The following is a 17,550-nucleotide window of genomic DNA, read 5'->3' on the forward strand; positions in this document are numbered from 1 at the left end:
CCAGAAAAAGCAGGGAGTTGCACATGAACGATCCGAAAACAGAGGCCAAATACGAGTCCATTCTGCTGCGGGTTTTATGGATGATCGTCTTTGTGCTGGTCTGGCAAGTGGCCCAGTTCATCCTCGGGGCCGTGGTGCTGGTCCAATTGATCTATCGTTTGATTTATGGCGCCCCGAGCGCCAGCCTGATGAACTTCGGCGACAGCCTGAGCCAGTTCCTGGCGCAGATCGGTCGTTTCGGCAGCTTTCACAGCGACCAGAAACCCTGGCCGTTCGCCGACTGGCCGACGCCGCGTACCCCGGAAGGTGAAGCGCCGCACGTCGTGGCGCCTGCGCCACATCCGGCCCGAGATGAGGAGCCCAAGCTATGAAACTCTGGGTATTGCGTCATGGTGAAGCCGAGCCACACGGTTCCAAGAACCACGATTCGGAGCGGGCATTGACGGACAATGGTCGTCAAGAAGTGCTGCGCAGCGCTGCCGAGTTAATGGGCGAGCCGCTGACCGCGATCTATGCCAGCCCGTATCGCAGAGCGCAGGAAACCGCTCAACTGGTGCGAGAAGCACTGGGTTTCGAACCGGAGATCCGCACTGTCGAGTGGCTCACCCCGGAAATCGACCCGGACAAGGTGGCCGAGCAGTTGGTGTCAGTGAGTAACGTCCTGTTGGTCAGCCACAATCCGCTGGTGGGTAACTTGCTCAGCTATCTGCAACATGGCGCTGGATATCCGCCGGAAAAGGTCAGTACTGCCGGACTGGCCGAGCTTGAGAGCAATGAACTGGTGATTGGATCAATGAAGCTCAACGGCATCAAGCACCCCTAGTCACTTCAAAAACCGTATCCCTATGGGAGCGGGCTTGCCCGCGATGCAGGCACCACGGTCTTCCAGAAAGACCGGGTCGATGCCTTTGCGGGCAAGCACGCTCCCACAGGGTCGGCGATCTTGCTGATTTTCTAGTGAAATAGTTAACCAAGCACTTGCTTGGTTGACTACGCTTGCTCCAGAACAAAAAAGGAGCGAGTCGCATGCCTGCTGCTGTTCGTTTGCCGCTGGACGTCTTTTACGAGCGTGAAGCCCGTCATCCCCGCCAGCGTTTTCTGGTCCAACCCACGGGCGGCGGACACGTCGAGACCCTGACCTGGGCCGACGTCGGCCATCAGGCCCGCTGCGCTGCGCACTGGCTGCGAGCCCGCGAACTGCCCCAAGGCAGCCACATTGCCCTGATCTCGAAAAACTGCGCCCACTGGATTATCGCCGACCTGGCGATCTGGATGGCCGGCCACGTTTCGGTGCCGCTGTATCCGAACCTCACTGCCGAGTCCGTGGCGCAAGTGCTCGATCACTCCGAAGCGGCGCTGGCGTTCATCGGCAAGCTCGATGACTGGCCGAGTATGTCTCGCGGTGTCAGCCCTGATCTGCCGACGATCAGCCTGCCGTTGCACCCGCCCGGGCGCTTCGATTTCAGCTGGGACGATCTGCAAAAAAGCTCGCCGATCCAGGACGACCCCAAACCGGCGGCCGATCAGTTGGCAACCATCATCTACACCTCAGGCACCACCGGGTTGCCCAAGGGGGTGATGCACAGTTTCGGCAACCTGGGGTTCGCCACCACGCATGGCACCCAGTTGTTTGGCCTTAATGAATCAGACCGTTTGTTGTCCTACCTGCCGCTATGCCACGTCGCGGAGCGCATGTTCGTCGAACTGGCGTCGATCTACACCGGCCAAACCGTTTTCTTTGCCGAGAGCCTCGACACCTTCCTCACTGATTTGCAGCGCGCGCGTCCGACCGCGTTGTTCGGTGTGCCGCGCATCTGGACCAAGTTCCAGATGGGCGTGTACAGCAAGATCCCGGCGAAACGCCTCGACTTTCTGCTCGGCCTGCCCTTCATCGGCAAGCGGGTAGGGCACAAAGTACTGGCCGGGTTGGGGCTGGATGAATTGCGCATCGCCCTGTCCGGTGCCGCGCCCGTGCCGCAGACCTTGTTGCTGTGGTACCGCAAACTGGGGCTGGATGTGCTGGAGGTCTACGGCATGACCGAGAGCTGCGGGTATTCCCATATCTGCCGCCCTGGCGAGAACAAACCCGGCTGGATCGGCAAACCCTGCCCGGAGGTCGAAGTGCGGATTGCCGAATCAGGCGAAGTCATGGTGCGCAGTGGCGCGACCATGCTTGGCTATTTCAAGGAACCTGAGAAAACCGCTGAAACCATCACCGAGGATGGCTTCCTGCGCACCGGCGACAAGGGCGAGCAAGACGCCGAGGGCAACCTGCGCCTGACCGGGCGGCTGAAGGAAATCTTCAAGACCAGCAAAGGCAAATACGTTGCTCCGGCGCCGATCGAAAACCGTCTGGCGGTGCATTCGCGGATTGAACAGGTGTGCGTGGTTGGTGATGGCTTGAGTGCGCCGCTGGGGTTGTGCGTGCTGTCGGCGGTCGGCCAGCAGGACGCCAATGGAACGGCGCGTGCGGGGCTGCATTCAAGCCTGGAAAAACTGCTGGAGGAGGTCAACGCTATGCTCGACAAGCACGAACGCCTGCGCCGGTTGGTGGTGGTCAAGGACAGTTGGGCGGTGGAAAACGGCTTTCTGACGCCGACGCTGAAGATCAAGCGCAACGTGATCGAGGCAGCTTACGGCGCGCGCTTCGAAGAATGGAGCGAGCGTAGCGAGGTGGTGCTGTGGCAGGATTGAGCCACGAACAAAATCCAATAAAGGAAAGCAACGATGAGTCTGTGGCGTACTACTCCCAACATCGAGCAGTTGAACGCAATCCAGAAAAACACCATCGGCGAAGTGCTGGATATTCGCTTCGAAGCCTTCGACGAAGAGTCCCTGACCGCCAGCATGGTCATCGACCACCGCACTCACCAGCCTTACGGGTTGCTGCACGGTGGGGCGTCGGTGGTGCTGGCCGAATCGGTCGGTTCGATGGCCAGCTACCTGTGCATCGATGCGAGCAAGTTTTATTGCGTGGGCCTGGAAATCAACGCCAACCATTTGCGCGGCCTGCGCAGTGGGCGAGTGACCGCGGTGGCCAAGGCGATTCACATTGGGCGCACGACGCATGTCTGGGATATTCGCCTGACCAGCGATGAAGGCAAGGCCAGTTGTGTGTCCCGGCTGACCATGGCGGTGGTGCCGTTGGGTGAGAATCCGCCCGCGCGTTGAACAATGATTCCCTGTAGCCGCCGTCGCAGGTTGCGTCCGACGGGGACCGGGAGCTGCATCGCCAATCCTGTTGACCGGACTGTCATCATTCATGTCACTTACAGTCATTGCCGCAGCTCTCCGTCTTACGGACAATCAGCCTTTGTTTTCGTTGATGGATCGACCGGTATGTCGCAACAGATCTTTTTCGCCCACGCCAATGGCTTTCCTTCGGGGACCTACGGCAAGTTGTTCGCGGCGCTGGCGCCCGAGTACCAGGTGACGCATCTGGAACAGCACGCCCACGACCCGCGTTTCCCGGCGGACGATAACTGGCACAACCTGGTGGACGAACTGATCCATCACCTCAAGCAACAACCGGAGCCGGTGTGGGGCGTCGGCCATTCCTTTGGTGGCGTGCTGCACCTGCACGCCGCGCTGCGTTGCCCAGAGTTGTACCGCGGTGTGGTGATGCTCGATTCGCCGGTGCTGACCCGCGCCGATCAATGGGTGATTCGCGCCGCCAAGCGCTTCGGTTTTATCGATCGCCTGACGCCCGCTGGCCGTACGCTGGGGCGGCGGGAAGAGTTCGCTGACCTGGAAGCGGCGCGACTCTATTTCGCCGGCAAAACCCTGTTCCGCGGCTTTGATCCCGAATGCTTCGACGCTTATCTGCAACACGGTTTGCAAAAGGTGGGCGACAAGCTGCGTCTGCGCTTCGACCCGGCCACGGAAATCAGCATCTACCGCGGCGTGCCGCACACCAGTCCCGGCCGGGCCCGGCAGTTGAAAGTGCCGCTGGCGGTGGTTCGCGGGCACAAGAGCCGCGTGGTGATGCGCCATCACGCAAGCTCCGTCGGCCGCATGCCGTTGGGTGAGTCCTTGACGATGCCCGGTGGCCACATGTTTCCCCTCGAACGTCCACAGGACACCGCCACGCTGCTGAAAAACCTGTTCAGCCGCTGGGAAGGTCGTCGTCAGCAGGATTGCGCATGAACCATGTCGTCGAAGAAGTTCGCCTGAGCCTGCCGCACATCGAACTGGCGGCGCACCTGTTCGGCCCCGAAGACGGTTTGCCGGTGATTGCCTTGCACGGCTGGCTGGACAACGCCAACAGCTTCGCCCGGTTGGCACCGAAGCTCAAAGGCCTGCGCATCATCGCGCTGGACATGGCCGGCCACGGTCATTCCGGGCATCGACCGCCCGGCGCCGGTTACGCGATGTGGGACTACGCCCATGACGTGCTGCAAGTCGCCGAACAGCTTGGACTGAAGCGATTTGCCTTGATAGGGCATTCCATGGGCGCGATCGCTTCGTTGATCATCGCCGGGTCAATGCCGGAGCGCGTTACGCACCTGGCGTTGATCGACGGAGTCATTCCTCCTACAGACAAAGCCGAAAATGCCGCCGAACGCATGGGCATGGCCCTGCAGGCGCAACTCGATCTCCAGGAGAAGCGCAAACCGGTCTACACCATGCTGGACCGTGCCATCGAGGCACGCATGAAAGGCCTGGTGGCGGTCAGTCGCGAAGCGGCCGAACTGTTGGCCCAGCGTGGACTGATGCCCGTGCCGGGCGGTTACACCTGGCGCACCGACAATCGCCTCACGCTGCCATCGCCGCTGCGTCTGACGACCGAACAAGCCATGGCCTTCGTCCAGCGGGTCAGTTGTCCTGCACTGTTGGTGGTTGCAGCCGATGGCATGCTCGCCAAACATCCCGAGTTGCTGGAGCGTCTACCCTTTAGCCGTGAACAGCTGCCTGGCGGCCATCATTTGCACCTCAATGATGAACCCGGCGCCGACCTTGTCGCAGACTGTTTCAATCGGTTCTTCGCCGTTCCTTGACTTGCGCCGGGCAACTGTCGAGGCTGGGCGGGTTGAAATGGGAGACAACCATGATAGATCTCTACACCGCTGCGACCCCGAATGGCCACAAGGTCTCTATCGTGCTCGAGGAACTCGGCCTGCCCTACACGGTGCATGCCTTGAGTTTCGACAAAAAGGAACAGAAGTCCGAGGACTTCCTCAAGATCAATCCCAATGGCCGGATTCCGGCGATTGTCGACCGCGCCAACGGCGATTTCGCCGTGTTCGAATCCGGCGCCATCCTGATTTACCTCGCAGAAATCAGCGGCAAGCTGATGCCCCAGGACCCAAAAGGGCGCTCGGTGGTGTTGCAGTGGCTGATGTTCCAGATGGGCGGAATCGGTCCGATGCAGGGCCAGGCCAATGTGTTTTTCCGCTATTTTCCGGAAAAGCTCCAGGGCGCCATCAATCGATATCAACATGAAACCCGTCGCCTCTATGAAGTGCTCGACACGCGTCTGCAAACCGTCGAGTTTCTGGCCGGCGAGTACAGCATTGCCGACATCGCAACCTTCCCGTGGGTCCGCGGCCATGAATGGTCCGGTGTCTCGGTGGACGGCCTGACGGCCTTGCAACGCTGGATGGCGACCCTGGAGGCGCGTCCGGCGGTGCAGCGTGGTTTGCTGGTGCCGGAGCGTACGGATGACGCCAGTATCATCAAGGGTGCCCAGGCCATGCTGATCCGATGAGTCTATACATGCGTTCATTCAGTGTGCTGGCGCTGTGTTGTTTCAGTCCCTTGTTGTTTGCCGCCGACGTCCCGGGCAGTCAGGACTTGCCGATCGTGCCGCGTCTGGCCGATGCGCAGATCGTCGACTATCGCCCGGCGGTGGAACTCGAGCGGATCTATCCGCTGGGCTCGATCCGCAAGATCAGCGGTCAGTTGCGTTTCGACGGCCAGGTCAGCGCCCGGGGGCAAACTACGTCGGTGACCTACGAGCTGCCGGCGGAACACACCTCCACGGAAGCCTTTACTGCCGCCCGCGAAGCCTTGCAAAAACAGGGCGCCGAGCTGCTGTTCTGGTGCCAGGCGCGCGATTGCGGCGAAAGCAGCCTGTGGGCCAATGAAGTGTTCACCAACGCCAAACTCTATGGGGCCGACGACCAGCAGGCGTACTTGCTGCTGCGACTGGCCGCGCCAAAGGACAATACGCTCGTCGCGCTTTACGGCATCACGCGCGGCAATCGCAAAGCGTATCTGCATGTCGAACAATTCGACGCCGCAGCCCCGCTGGGTGATTTGCAGCCGACCTCGGCGACTTTGCTGCGACAGCTCAAAAGCACGGGTGAGCTCGATTTTCCCAAGCTGAGCACCGATCCGGATGAGACCTGGTTGCGTTTGATTTCCCGTGGGTTGAACCTGGACACCACGTTGCGCATCAGTGTTTCAGGGGCCAAGGCCGAAGCCTGGCGTCAGGCGCTGATCGGGCAGGGCGTGCGTGCGGCACGGATGGAAACCGGTAGCGCCGAAGGCTCTGGCCTGCACATCGAACTGTTGCGATAAGCTTCACAGGCGAACGCGCACTTCGCGTTCGCCTACTTTTGTTTGACTGACTTTTCTCGAGACTTTACATGCCCAATAACGATCGGCTGTTGGTGCAGATTCTGCTCCTGGTGCTGTTTGGCGCGAGCTTCTGGGTGATGGCGCCGTTCTGGTCGGCGCTGTTCTGGGGCGCGGTGCTGGCGTTTGCCAGTTGGCCGTTGATGCGGTTGCTGACCCGCTGGCTCAACGGTCGTGAGTCCCTGGCGGCGGCACTGCTGACCCTCGGCTGGATGTTGCTGGTGGCGGTGCCGCTGGTATGGCTGGGCTTCAACCTGGCAGACCATGTGCGCGACGCCACGGCATTCATCAAGGATGTACAGGTCGATGGTCTGCCTGAAGCCCCCGTCTGGCTGGGCAGCGTTCCCCTGGTTGGCGCACGGCTGGTGGTGATCTGGAACAGCATTGACCAGCAGGGCGCGGCGGCGATGGTGGCCGTCAAACCTTATCTGGGGCAGGTCGGCAACTGGTTGCTGGCGCGCAGTGCCCAGATAGGTGGCGGGATTCTTGAGCTGACGCTGAGCATTGTCTTCGTGTTCTTTTTCTACCGGGACGGGCCGAGGTTGGCGGTATTTGTTCATGGCTTGCTGGAACGGCTGATCGGGGATCGCGCCGGTTATTACATCGAGTTGGTGGCGGGGACGGTGCAGCGGGTGGTGAATGGGGTGATAGGGACAGCGGCGGCGCAGGCGGTGCTCGCGTTGATCGGGTTCCTGATTGCCGGTGTACCCGGTGCGCTGGTGCTAGGCATCGTGACGTTCTTGCTGAGCCTGATTCCGATGGGGCCACCTCTGGTCTGGATTCCGGCCACCGCGTGGCTGGCCTGGAAGGGCGAATACGGAATGGCGGTGTTCCTCGGGATTTGGGGGACATTCATCATCAGCGGTGTCGACAACGTGCTGAAGCCGTACCTGATCAGCCGGGGAGGAAATTTGCCGCTGGTGATCGTGCTGTTGGGCGTGTTCGGCGGATTGATTGCGTTCGGGTTTATCGGGTTGTTCATCGGGCCGACGCTGCTGGCGGTGGCGTACAGCCTATTGACTGACTGGAGCAAGAGTCAGGCGCGGGTAGAAGATCGCCGGCCTTGAGGTTTTTTGTTGAGGCTTAGGGCTTCATCGCGGGCAAGCCAGCTCCCACAGTATTGCGCGGTTTCATCCGCAGACCTGTGGGAGCGGGCTTGCCCGCGGTGCTTTTGGCTCAGGTCGACACGTTCAGGTACTTGCCCACACTCGCCACATTATCGAGCGAATACTGCTTGCTCAGGTTGGCGATCATCTTGTTCAGCGCTTCATTGACGTTGAACTGATCGGTGGAACTGTCGCTGGTTTTTTCGCGGCCTGCTTGCAGCGCCGCTTTGAGCTCATCGCTACTGACGCCACCGCTGCTGTCACTGTCCAGCGCTTTGAGTAATGCAGCGCTGGTGTCGGTGCTGGTCGATGACGTGCTGTTGCTCGCCTGCAACGCGCTGCTCAGTTCAGTGGCGGTCACGCTGCCATCGCTGTCGGCATCGAGCTGGCTGAACAGTGCGTCGCTGGACACCTGTTGGGCCGGTGGAGGCGGCGTCAGGCTGGCGGCCAGTTCATCCTTGCTGACGGTGCCATCTTTGTTCTTGTCCAGGGCCGAGAAGATCTCTTTGCTGTCGGCACTGCTACCGGCGTTGCTCAGGCCGTTGCTCAGTTCATCGCTGCTGAGGGTGCCGTCACCGTTGGCATCCAGGGCGCTGATCAATGCGTCGGCCAGTTCGGTGCTCGGTGGCTGGTCATGCTGCGGTGGCGGCGGCGGAGCCATTGCGGCCATTTCTTCGCTGCTCAGGTTGCCGCTGCTGTCACTGTCGAGGTCGGAAAAGTTTTTGCTCAGGCTGACCAACAGGCCATCATCGGCTTTTTGCGACAGGGCGCTTTTCAATTCGTCCTGATCCACCGCCCCGTCGCTGTTGCTGTCGAGCTTGGCAAACAGGTCTTTCTGGAATTGCTGGCTGCGGGCGTTATTGGTTGTGGTGCTGCTGGTGCTGGTATAGGCGGTGTAGTTGCTGACGCTACCGATCATTGGACTCACTCCCTGGAATGGAAAACCGGTGCGCACACCGGCTTATGCAGCCTCAAGGGGCAAGTTGTCGTGGGTATGTGGGATTTGTACCGTTCGCAACACGCAAATCTCAGGTTAAACCCCGCTCCCAAAGGGGATGTATGTTTGGTTCAGGTGCGAGGCAGGTGGATGACGGCGGTCAGGCCACCGCCGGGGGTTTCTTCCAGGCTCAATTGCCCACTCAGCCGTTCCGCTGCTTCGCGTGCGATGGTCATGCCCAGGCCGACGCCACCAGAGTTGCGGTTACGCGATCCCTCAAGGCGAAAGAACGGTTCGAACACCGCTTCACGTTTATCCGCCGCAATTCCCGGGCCGTGATCGATGACCCGGATCACCAGAAGGTCGCGATTGTCTTCAAGTGTGATCAGCGCCTGCCCGGCATAGCGCAAGGCGTTGTCCAACAGATTATTGATGCACGAGCGCAAGGCCATTGGCTGCACTTGCAACGGTGCGCAGTGGCCGCTGGCCTGGACGTCGGCACCCTGGTCCTGGGCGTTCTCGCTCAAGGATTCCACCAGCGCTTGAACATCCATCCACTGCCGAGCCTCACTCGTGCGCTGCTCGTGCAGATAAGTGAGAGTGGCATCGAGCATGCCGATCATGTCATCGAGGTCCTGACGCATCTGGCCCTGCAACTTGTCGTCGTCGATTTGCTCCAGCCGCAGCTTGAGGCGAGACAGCGGCGTGCGAAGGTCATGGGACACCGCACCGAGCATCCGCGAGCGCTGCTGCACTTGTTCGATAATGCGTTTTTGCATCAAGTTGAAGGTGTAGGCCGCTTGCCGGGCTTCCCGTGGCCCGGACTCCTCCAGCGGCGTGCTGTCGAGGTTTTCACTCAGGCGTTCGGCGGCATCGCTTAAACGCTGGATAGGCCGGCTGAGCAACTTGGCGCCGTACCAAGCGGCAATGATCAACGAGACACACTGGAAGGTCAGCGGCACCAAGGGACCGCCGAACCACGGTCGCGGTGGCCGGTTTTCGAAGCGCGGGGCCATCGGTGGACGCGGCCCCTCGACGCCTTCGGAAAACTCGGGCGGCGGTGGGGGCGGCGGCGGGCCGTAATGGTGAAACCAGGCAAACGCCAACAGGTGCGCCAGGATGATCGCCAGCAGCAGCACGCCAAACAGACGGCCGAACAGCGTATCGAAGCGCGCCCGCATCAGCCGATGTCTCTTGCATCGAACAGGTAACCTTCGCCGCGAACGGTTTTGATCAACTGTGGGGCTTTGGGGTCATCGCCCAGCTTCTGGCGCAAGCGCGAGACCAGCAAGTCGATGCTGCGATCAAAGGCTTCGATCGAGCGACCGCGTGCGGCATCGAGCAGTTGCTCGCGGCTGAGCACCCGGCGCGGGCGTTCGATGAACACCCACAGCAGGCGGAATTCGGCGTTGGACAGCGGCACGACAAGGCCATCGGCCGCGATCAGTTGGCGCAGCACGCTGTTCAGGCGCCAGTTGTCGAAGCGAATGTTCGCACGCTGTTCAGTGCGATCGTCGCGCACCCGACGCAGAATGGTCTGAATCCGCGCGACCAGTTCACGTGGTTCGAACGGCTTGGCCATGTAGTCGTCGGCACCCAGCTCCAGGCCGATGATCCGGTCGGTGGGTTCGCAGCGCGCGGTCAGCATCAGGATCGGAATGTCCGATTCGGCGCGCAGCCAGCGGCACAACGATAATCCGTCTTCGCCAGGCAGCATCAGGTCGAGCACCACCACGTCGAAATGCTCGGCTTGCAGTGCCAGGCGCATCGCTGCCCCATCGGTGACGCCGCTGGCGTGAATGTTGAACCGTGCGAGATAGTCGATCATCAACTCGCGGATCGGGACGTCATCGTCGACGATCAGGGCGCGAATGCTCCAGCGCTTGTCGTCGCCGGGCGCTTTTTGATCGTCGTTCAAAGGTGCTGGGGTGCTGTGCATGCGTGCGTTCATCTGCCAGGTAGGCTGCCAACCACAAAGATAGGCTGCGAGGTTGTGGCTTCAGCATAGGCGTCCGGCCCGGAGGCGGGAAGTGCTGTAAGGACGTGTTGCGGCTGCCGAAGGTAATGATGAAGGGTATTGTGGGCGTGTCGGGTGTGTATCAGGCTCGACACAATCGGCGCAGCAGCTAGTCTTGCCTGAGTCTTCGGGACGATTTACCGATCATCGGGTCCCGCAGCGGCGCTGGTTCCGCTACAATACGCGCCGATTTCGTCCTGCCTGAGAGCCCGCACATGTCCGCCTGCCAGACTCCTATCATCGTCGCCCTGGATTTCCCCACCCGTGACGCCGCACTGAAGCTGGCCGACCAGTTGGACCCGAAACTGTGCCGGGTAAAAGTCGGCAAGGAACTGTTCACCAGCTGCGCCTCGGAAATCGTCGGCACCTTGCGTGACAAGGGCTTCGAAGTGTTTCTGGACCTCAAGTTCCACGACATTCCGAACACCACCGCCATGGCCGTGAAGGCGGCTGCGGAAATGGGCGTGTGGATGGTCAATGTGCACTGCTCCGGCGGTCTGCGCATGATGGCGGCCTGCCGTGAAGTGCTCGACCAGCGCACCGGCCCCAAGCCGCTGTTGATCGGCGTGACCGTGCTGACCAGCATGGAGCGTGAGGACCTGGCGGGTATCGGTCTGGATATCGAACCGCAGGAGCAAGTGCTGCGCCTGGCGGCACTGGCAGAAAAAGCCGGAATGGACGGTCTGGTGTGCTCGGCCCTGGAAGCCCTGGCCTTGAAATCGGCTCACCCGTCGCTGCAACTGGTGACCCCGGGGATTCGCCCGGCGGGCAGTGCGCAGGACGATCAGCGCCGTATTCTGACGCCGCGTCAGGCGCTGGATGCCGGTTCCGATTATCTGGTTATCGGCCGTCCGATCAGCCAGGCGGCCGATCCGGCCAAGGCGTTGGCAGACGTTGTGGCTGAAATCGCCTAGACACCGCTAAAACCTGTGGGAGCGAGCTTGCTCGCGATGAGGGAATCTCAGCCGATATCAATATTGGCTGATACACCGCCATCGCGAGCAAGCTCGCTCCCACAGGGGATTGTTGCTGTTGGAAGATAGCGGGTTAAACCTTCAACACCAACTTCCCGAAATTCTCGCCGCTGAACAATTTCATCAGCGTCTCCGGGAATGTCTCCAGGCCTTCAACGATATCTTCCTTGCTCTTGAGCTGCCCCTTGGCCATCCAGCCGGCCATTTCCTGTCCGGCGGCGGCAAACTGGGCGGCATAGTCCATCACCACAAAACCTTCCATCCGCGCGCGATTGACCAATAGCGCCAGGTAGTTGGCCGGGCCCTTGATCGCTTCCTTGTTGTTGTACTGGCTGATGGCACCGCAAATCACTACCCGTGCCTTCAAGTTGATGCGGCTCAGCACGGCGTCGAGAATATCGCCGCCAACGTTATCGAAGTACACGTCGACGCCTTTCGGGCATTCACGCTTGAGTCCGGCGTGGACGTCTTCGTTTTTGTAGTCGATGGCGCCGTCGAATCCCAGTTCGTCGATCAGGAACTTGCACTTGTCCGCGCCGCCCGCGATGCCGATCACGCGACAGCCTTTGATCTTGGCAATCTGCCCGGCAATGCTGCCCACTGCACCGGCCGCGCCGGACAGCACCACGGTGTCACCTTCTTTGGGGGCGCCGACATCGAGCAGGGCGAAATACGCGGTCATGCCGGTCATGCCCAGGGCGGACAGGTAACGCGGCAGTGGTGCCAGTTTAGGATCAACCTTGTAGAAGCCCCGTGGCTCGCCGAGGAAATAATCCTGCACACCCAAGGCGCCGTTGACGTAGTCCCCGACCGCAAAGCCGGGATTGTTCGAGGCAACGACTTTGCCTACGCCCAATGCGCGCATGACTTCACCGATACCGACCGGTGGAATGTAGGATTTGCCTTCGTTCATCCAGCCACGCATGGCCGGGTCCAGGGACAGGTATTCGTTTTTGACCAGGATCTGACCCGCGGCCGGTTCGCCGACCGGTACTTGCTGATAGGTAAAGGTCTCGCGGGTCGCCGCGCCCACCGGTCGTTTGGCGAGCAGGAATTGGCGATTGGTCTGGGTAGTCATGACAGGCACTCAAGATGAATGAAGCCTTGTTGATAGACCTTCATGATCGAAGCCGCAAGTTGGGCTGACGCGGCGAATGCACATCAATCCAGTGCAGTGATAGTCGTTGCGGCACTTCTATCACTGCAACTCATGGTCACCCAACCGGGCCTCTGATAGTGCTGCCGTGCCGAAAGCGCTGTGCCTAGACTGGGAACACGCGATGCCCCGCATTCTTCTTCCAGAGGACATAACAATGAGCATGACGTTTTCCGGCCAGGTCGCTGTAGTGACAGGCGCTGCCAATGGTATTGGCCGCGCGACCGCCCAGGCATTCGCCGCTGAAGGGTTGAAAGTGGTGGTGGCCGACCTCGACACGGCCGGAGGCGAAGGCACCGTAGCGTTGATTCGTACGGCGGGCGGCGAAGCGACCTTCGTGCGCTGCAATGTCACGGTAGAAAGCGAAGTAAAACATCTGATGGACGAAGTGGTGAAGACTTACGGCCGCCTGGACTATGCCTTCAACAACGCGGGCATCGAGATCGAGAAAGGTAAATTGGCCGACGGCACCCTCGACGAGTTCGACGCGATCATGGGCGTCAACGTCAAAGGCGTCTGGTTGTGCATGAAGTACCAGTTGCCCTTGCTGCTGGCCCAAGGCGGCGGTGCGATCGTCAACACCGCTTCGGTAGCCGGTCTCGGGGCTGCGCCGAAGATGAGCATTTATGCGGCATCGAAACATGCGGTGATCGGCCTGACCAAGTCTGCGGCCATCGAGTACGCCAAGAAAAAGATTCGGGTGAATGCGGTCTGCCCGGCGGTGATCGACACCGACATGTTCCGCCGAGCCTACGAAGCGGACCCGAAGAAGGGCGAGTTTGCCAATGCGATGCACCCGGTCGGGCGCATTGGCAAGGTTGAGGAAATCGCCAGCGCCGTGCTCTACCTGTGCAGCGACGGCGCGGCATTCACCACCGGTCACTCGCTGGCGGTGGATGGTGGCGTCACGGCGTTCTAAATACCTGGATTTGCCGAGTAGGAAAAAGCCCGCATCCATGCGGGCTTTTTCATGGTCGCGGGAAAAGGCCTGGCAAAGTGTTTCAAATGGTTAGAATCGAGGGTTTTGGCGGCGTTGTCGCACTGCCGATCCGGCACACCTGTGATTAACTGTTTCCCGCAAATGGACAGGAGTTTGCTTGCTCATGGAATTGAGAATTGATCGACAGGCATTGGTGCCGGTCGTACAGCAAATCGTCGACGCGTTGGCCGGCTGGGTGCGTCATAACGAGCTGCTGCCGGGAGCGCGTCTGCCTTCGGCACGGCACATCGCGAGGGTCAATCTGCTCAGTCAGTCTTGCGTCGTCGAAGCTTGCGAGCGCCTGGTGGCTGAAGGGTTTCTGGCATCGCGTCATCGCGCCGGTTTCATTGTTGCCATTCCAGCGCCAGTCACTCAGGAACAACAGGATTGCCGGTGGTTCGAGGGCGCAGACTTTCAGCACGGCGGCGTTGCGGGCGAACTCAAACTGGGTTGCGGCGGGTTGCCCGAAAGCTGGCGGGAATCGGACGACCTTAGCTACGCGATTCGTCAGGTCAGCCGTACCGACATGGCCGGATTGTTCAGCTACAGCACCTCCCTGGGGTTGCCGGCCTTGCGCCAGCAGATTCGCAAACGCCTCGAACTGCTCAGCATTGAAGTCGACGAGAACCGCATCCTGACCACCGCAGGAGCCAGTCATGGCCTCGACCTGATCGTGCGGACCTTGCTCAATCCCGGCGATTGCGTGGTGGTGGAACGTCCGGGTTATTCGCTGTTGTTCGATCTGCTCAGGCTGCACGGTGTGCAGATGATCGAGGTGCCGCGAACCCCGTTCGGGCCAGATGTACAGGTGCTTCAAACGCTGTTGGCGACGTACAGGCCCCGTGCGCTGTTCATCAACAGCTTCTGCCAAAACCCTACGGCCAGCAGCCTGACACCCGTGGTGGCGCAGCAGATTGCGCAACTGACCAAAACCCATGGCGTGCTGGTGATCGAAGATGACGTCTACGCGGACTTGCACAGTGGCCCCGGCACTCGCCTCGCCGCGCTGGGTATCGATGACCACGTGATTTACGTCGGCAGCTATTCCAAAACCCTCAGCAGTTCATTGCGGCTCGGCTTTGTCGTAGCCGGTGCCGGAGTTATTTCGAAGCTGGCCGAGGTCAAGATGATCAGCAGCATGGGGGCCTCAAGGTTCGGCGAATCGGTGCTGGCCTGTCTATTGGCCAGCGGCGCCTATCGCAAACTGGTTCAACGCCAGCGCCTGCGTTTGACCACTGACAGGCAGGCCGCCCTGCAAGTGCTCGAGGACGCCGAATGGGAGGTCTTCGGCAAGCCCGACGCAGGCTTGTTCATCTGGGCGCGATCACGGATGTCCGACTATGCTCAGGTGCTTACGCTAGCCCGGCGTTTTGGTGTGTTGCTGTCTTCTCCCAGCGCATTCAACCCTGGCGGCGAAGCTGGCGACTGGCAACGTATCAACGTGGCGTATGCCTGTGATCCTCGTGCCCGGGCATTTTTTCAGGCCACAGCTCTTAATCGACCTTAAACGTTCTGAAAACGACGTGGGCGTAGCTTTTTGCCATTATTCCGACGCCAGAGACTTGTGTTGGCGTATGCCCATTGCGAATCTGCGACAACAGACTATGTCAGGGGACTAAGCGCAATGATTTCGGCCGTGCAAGGACGTTTTGCCAACCTCGGTATGGCGAAAAAAATGGGTGTCGGGTTTGTATTGGTGCTCTTGCTGACAGCACTGGTGGCAGCCATCGGCGTATGGTCCCTGCAAACCATCAGTCAACGTTTCGATGGGCTCAAGCAGATGTCGTCGCTCAACAGCGGCTTGCTCAAGGTGCGACTGCTGGAGCAGGAGTACGCCTTGCACGGCAACCCGAAAACTGCTGATGCGCTGCGCCAAGGCGTCGACGCCCTGATCGCCCTGGCGAATCAGCTCAAGGCTCAAACGGCCGCCAATGTGCCGGTGATGAACGACGTCGAGCAGTCTCTGGGTGCTTATCGCAAGGCGTTTGATGAGTTCGTCTCGCTGAGCCAGGCCAAGGACCTGGCGCTGGAAATGGCCAGTTGGTCGGTGTCCAGCGTGGCCAATAACCTAGATGTGCTGCAGTCCGGGCTGGCCGATGACGGTGCCTATACCTTGAAACAGTCCGAGGGCAAGGACGGCGGGCAGTTTATCGAGCAGGCCAGTCAGGTCAGCCAGGTGTCACGGTTGATGCTACAGGCCATGAATGAAGCGCGCGTGCGCCTGGACCAGAGCCGCAAGGGTGATGACAGCGCCGGCCAGGGCAAGATCGAGCAGGCCGATCAGGCGCTGGCTCAGGCCGAGCAGCTGAAAAGCACGGTCAAGGATGAGGGCTATCTGACAGTCCTCAATGAAGTGTCCGGCCATATCGGCGGTTTCACCGAAAAACTGGCTGAGTACACCGGTCTGTTGGCCCAGGAAAAAACTGTCTACGAACAGTTGCACCAGCGCGCCGCGCAGGTGATGGAGCGGGTGGATCAGGCCTATGTCGCTGAAGACCAGTCGATGCAGACCGAACTGAAAAAGAATTCAATGCTGATCATCGGGTCTTCGGCACTGGCGTTGCTGGTGGGGTTGATTGCGGCATGGGTAATTACCCGTTTGATCGTGGCGCCGCTGCGCAGTGTGATCCGCGTCGCTCAGCAGATCGCCGCCGGCGACTTGAGTGCAACGGTTGAAGTGACTCGTCGTGACGAGATCGGCCAGTTGATGCAGGCGATGCAACAGATGGGGGCGGGCCTGAGCACGATTGTCAGTGGCTTGCAGGCCGGCATCGAGCAGTTGGCGAGCTCGGCACAATCGCTGTCGGCGGTGACCGAGCAGACCAACCTTGAGGTCAGTAGCCAGAAGGAGGAAACCGAGCAGGTTGCCACGGCGATGAATCAGATGACGGCGACGGTTCACGACGTTGCGCGTAATGCCGAGGAAGCTGCGCAAGCGGCGCAGACGGCGGATGGCAAGGTTGAAAGCGGCCAGCAGGTGGTGCGTCAGAGCATGGCGCGGATCGAGCAGTTGGCGGATTCGGCGACGTCGGCCAGTTCAAGTATCGAAAGCTTGAGTGCGGAAATTCAGAACATCGGTACGGTGCTCAGTGTGATCAAAAGTGTTGCCGAGCAAACCAATCTGTTGGCGCTCAATGCGGCTATCGAGGCGGCACGGGCCGGTGAGCAGGGCAGGGGGTTTGCGGTGGTGGCTGATGAGGTTCGGGCACTGGCCAAGCGGACTCAGCAATCGACCGAGGAAATCGAGCGTCTGGTGAGTGCCTTGCGTTCGGCGGCGCAGTCGTCGGTGCAGCAGATTCAGAACAGTGGTGAGTTGGTGAAGCTGGCTGTGAGTGACGCGTTGCAGACTGAGAGTGCGTTGGGGAGTATTGCGGCGGCGGTGTCGTTGATTCAGCAGATGAACCAGCAGATTGCTGCGGCAGCCGAGGAGCAGAGTTCGGTGGCTGAGGAGATTAATCGCAGTGTGACGAGTATTCGGGCGAGTGCCGATCAGTCTTCGTTGGCGATGCAGGGGAATGCGGCGTCGAGTATTGAGCTGGCGCAGTTGGGGATTGAGTTGAAGGGGATGGTCGGGCACTTTCGGCTCTGACCGTTTGCGCGGTGTAGTGGCGGCCTTTGGGCCGACCATGTTTTGGGTTGACTGGGTACATATCCGTTGCTGCGGTAGCGGCGGCTTAGGGTTTCGCCCTGACGGCGAGTCCCTTTTGCAAACGCCCAAAAGGAACCAAAACGCTTTGCCCCGGCGTCCGGCCCCTCGCTGGGGCTCGGTGTTCCTTCGCTCCGGCATTCATCTGGGGGCATC

17 protein-coding genes and 1 pseudogene are annotated in these 17,550 nt (G+C 60.4%); 14 read left to right on the forward strand and 4 right to left on the reverse strand.

The features are described from left to right. Positions 1-23: 23 nt before the first annotated feature. The 9 genes from QRN31_RS19655 to QRN31_RS19695 all read left to right on the forward strand — a co-directional run bounded on the left by QRN31_RS19655 (position 24) and on the right by QRN31_RS19695 (position 7,646). Positions 24-371 (forward strand): DUF4389 domain-containing protein, encoded by a 348-nt coding sequence (locus tag QRN31_RS19655; RefSeq protein WP_285433910.1) that lies wholly within the window; start codon positions 24-26, stop codon positions 369-371. Further along, positions 368-823 carry a phosphohistidine phosphatase SixA gene (sixA, locus tag QRN31_RS19660; protein ID WP_285433912.1) on the forward strand — a complete coding sequence of 152 codons (456 nt, stop codon included), beginning with the start codon at positions 368-370 and terminating at the stop codon, positions 821-823. The genes QRN31_RS19655 and sixA overlap by 4 nt, the downstream gene beginning before the upstream one ends. 203 nt (positions 824-1,026) lie before the next feature. After that, complete coding sequence (locus QRN31_RS19665; RefSeq protein ID WP_285433914.1) at positions 1,027-2,694, forward strand: AMP-binding protein; 1,668 nt, start codon at positions 1,027-1,029, stop codon at positions 2,692-2,694. 33 nt (positions 2,695-2,727) lie between these two features. After that, the gene (locus QRN31_RS19670) at positions 2,728-3,171 is read left to right on the forward strand and encodes a hotdog fold thioesterase (RefSeq protein ID WP_090186884.1); all 444 of its coding nucleotides are present in this window, start codon (positions 2,728-2,730) and stop codon (positions 3,169-3,171) included. A 168-nt stretch (positions 3,172-3,339) separates the two neighbouring features. After that, on the forward strand, positions 3,340-4,146 hold the full coding sequence (locus QRN31_RS19675) for an alpha/beta fold hydrolase (protein ID WP_090186881.1): 807 nt from the start codon (positions 3,340-3,342) through the stop codon (positions 4,144-4,146). Beyond that, the gene (locus QRN31_RS19680) at positions 4,143-4,997 is read left to right on the forward strand and encodes an alpha/beta hydrolase (RefSeq protein WP_285433915.1); all 855 of its coding nucleotides are present in this window, start codon (positions 4,143-4,145) and stop codon (positions 4,995-4,997) included. Before QRN31_RS19675 ends, QRN31_RS19680 begins: the two co-directional genes overlap by 4 nt. A gap of 50 nt (positions 4,998-5,047) precedes the next feature. Continuing rightward, positions 5,048-5,707 (forward strand): glutathione S-transferase family protein, encoded by a 660-nt coding sequence (locus tag QRN31_RS19685; RefSeq protein WP_285433916.1) that lies wholly within the window; start codon positions 5,048-5,050, stop codon positions 5,705-5,707. 8 nt (positions 5,708-5,715) lie between these two features. After that, positions 5,716-6,522 carry a DUF4892 domain-containing protein gene (locus QRN31_RS19690; RefSeq protein ID WP_285433918.1) on the forward strand — a complete coding sequence of 269 codons (807 nt, stop codon included), beginning with the start codon at positions 5,716-5,718 and terminating at the stop codon, positions 6,520-6,522. Between the two features lie 68 nt (positions 6,523-6,590). Continuing rightward, positions 6,591-7,646, forward strand: coding sequence for an AI-2E family transporter (locus tag QRN31_RS19695; RefSeq protein WP_222588023.1), 1,056 nt, complete (start codon positions 6,591-6,593; stop codon positions 7,644-7,646). 109 nt (positions 7,647-7,755) lie between these two features. Here QRN31_RS19695 and xopAW read toward each other — a convergent pair whose 3' ends face one another. The 3 genes from xopAW to QRN31_RS19710 form a co-directional block, all read right to left on the reverse strand. Continuing rightward, a complete protein-coding gene (xopAW, locus tag QRN31_RS19700; protein ID WP_285433920.1) occupies positions 7,756-8,604 on the reverse strand; it encodes an EF-hand domain-containing protein in 849 nt (282 codons plus the stop codon). A 149-nt stretch (positions 8,605-8,753) separates the two neighbouring features. Beyond that, positions 8,754-9,803 carry a sensor histidine kinase gene (locus QRN31_RS19705; RefSeq protein WP_285433922.1) on the reverse strand — a complete coding sequence of 350 codons (1,050 nt, stop codon included), beginning with the start codon at positions 9,801-9,803 and terminating at the stop codon, positions 8,754-8,756. Next, positions 9,803-10,561, reverse strand: coding sequence for a response regulator (locus QRN31_RS19710; RefSeq protein ID WP_090186861.1), 759 nt, complete (start codon positions 10,559-10,561; stop codon positions 9,803-9,805). The genes QRN31_RS19705 and QRN31_RS19710 overlap by 1 nt, the downstream gene beginning before the upstream one ends. Before the next feature lie 293 nt (positions 10,562-10,854). Between QRN31_RS19710 and pyrF the strand changes: the two genes are divergently transcribed. Continuing rightward, a complete protein-coding gene (gene pyrF / locus QRN31_RS19715) occupies positions 10,855-11,553 on the forward strand; it encodes an orotidine-5'-phosphate decarboxylase (RefSeq protein WP_285433923.1) in 699 nt (232 codons plus the stop codon). A gap of 133 nt (positions 11,554-11,686) precedes the next feature. On the opposite strand, the gene QRN31_RS19720 is transcribed toward pyrF, so the two are convergent. After that, positions 11,687-12,691: an NADP-dependent oxidoreductase gene (locus tag QRN31_RS19720; protein WP_285433925.1), complete on the reverse strand. Its 1,005-nt coding sequence runs from the start codon at positions 12,689-12,691 to the stop codon at positions 11,687-11,689. Between the two features lie 235 nt (positions 12,692-12,926). On the opposite strand from QRN31_RS19720, the gene QRN31_RS19725 reads away from it, so the two are divergent. The 4 genes and pseudogenes from QRN31_RS19725 to QRN31_RS31670 all read left to right on the forward strand — a co-directional run bounded on the left by QRN31_RS19725 (position 12,927) and on the right by QRN31_RS31670 (position 17,337). Then, a complete protein-coding gene (locus QRN31_RS19725; protein WP_090186852.1) occupies positions 12,927-13,688 on the forward strand; it encodes an SDR family oxidoreductase in 762 nt (253 codons plus the stop codon). Between the two features lie 184 nt (positions 13,689-13,872). Beyond that, positions 13,873-15,255 (forward strand): aminotransferase-like domain-containing protein, encoded by a 1,383-nt coding sequence (locus QRN31_RS19730; protein WP_285433928.1) that lies wholly within the window; start codon positions 13,873-13,875, stop codon positions 15,253-15,255. Positions 15,256-16,278: 1,023 nt separating this feature from the next. After that, a pseudogene (locus tag QRN31_RS31665) lies at positions 16,279-16,476 on the forward strand (HAMP domain-containing protein); the annotation flags it as partial. Beyond that, complete coding sequence (locus tag QRN31_RS31670) at positions 16,474-17,337, forward strand: methyl-accepting chemotaxis protein (RefSeq protein ID WP_502942514.1); 864 nt, start codon at positions 16,474-16,476, stop codon at positions 17,335-17,337. The pseudogene QRN31_RS31665 and the gene QRN31_RS31670, both read left to right, overlap by 3 nt. The last annotated feature ends 213 nt before the right edge of the window (positions 17,338-17,550 follow it).

Origin of the sequence: Pseudomonas sp. fls2-241-R2A-110 (genome assembly GCF_030209165.1) — a bacterium.
GTDB lineage: Bacteria > Pseudomonadota > Gammaproteobacteria > Pseudomonadales > Pseudomonadaceae > Aquipseudomonas.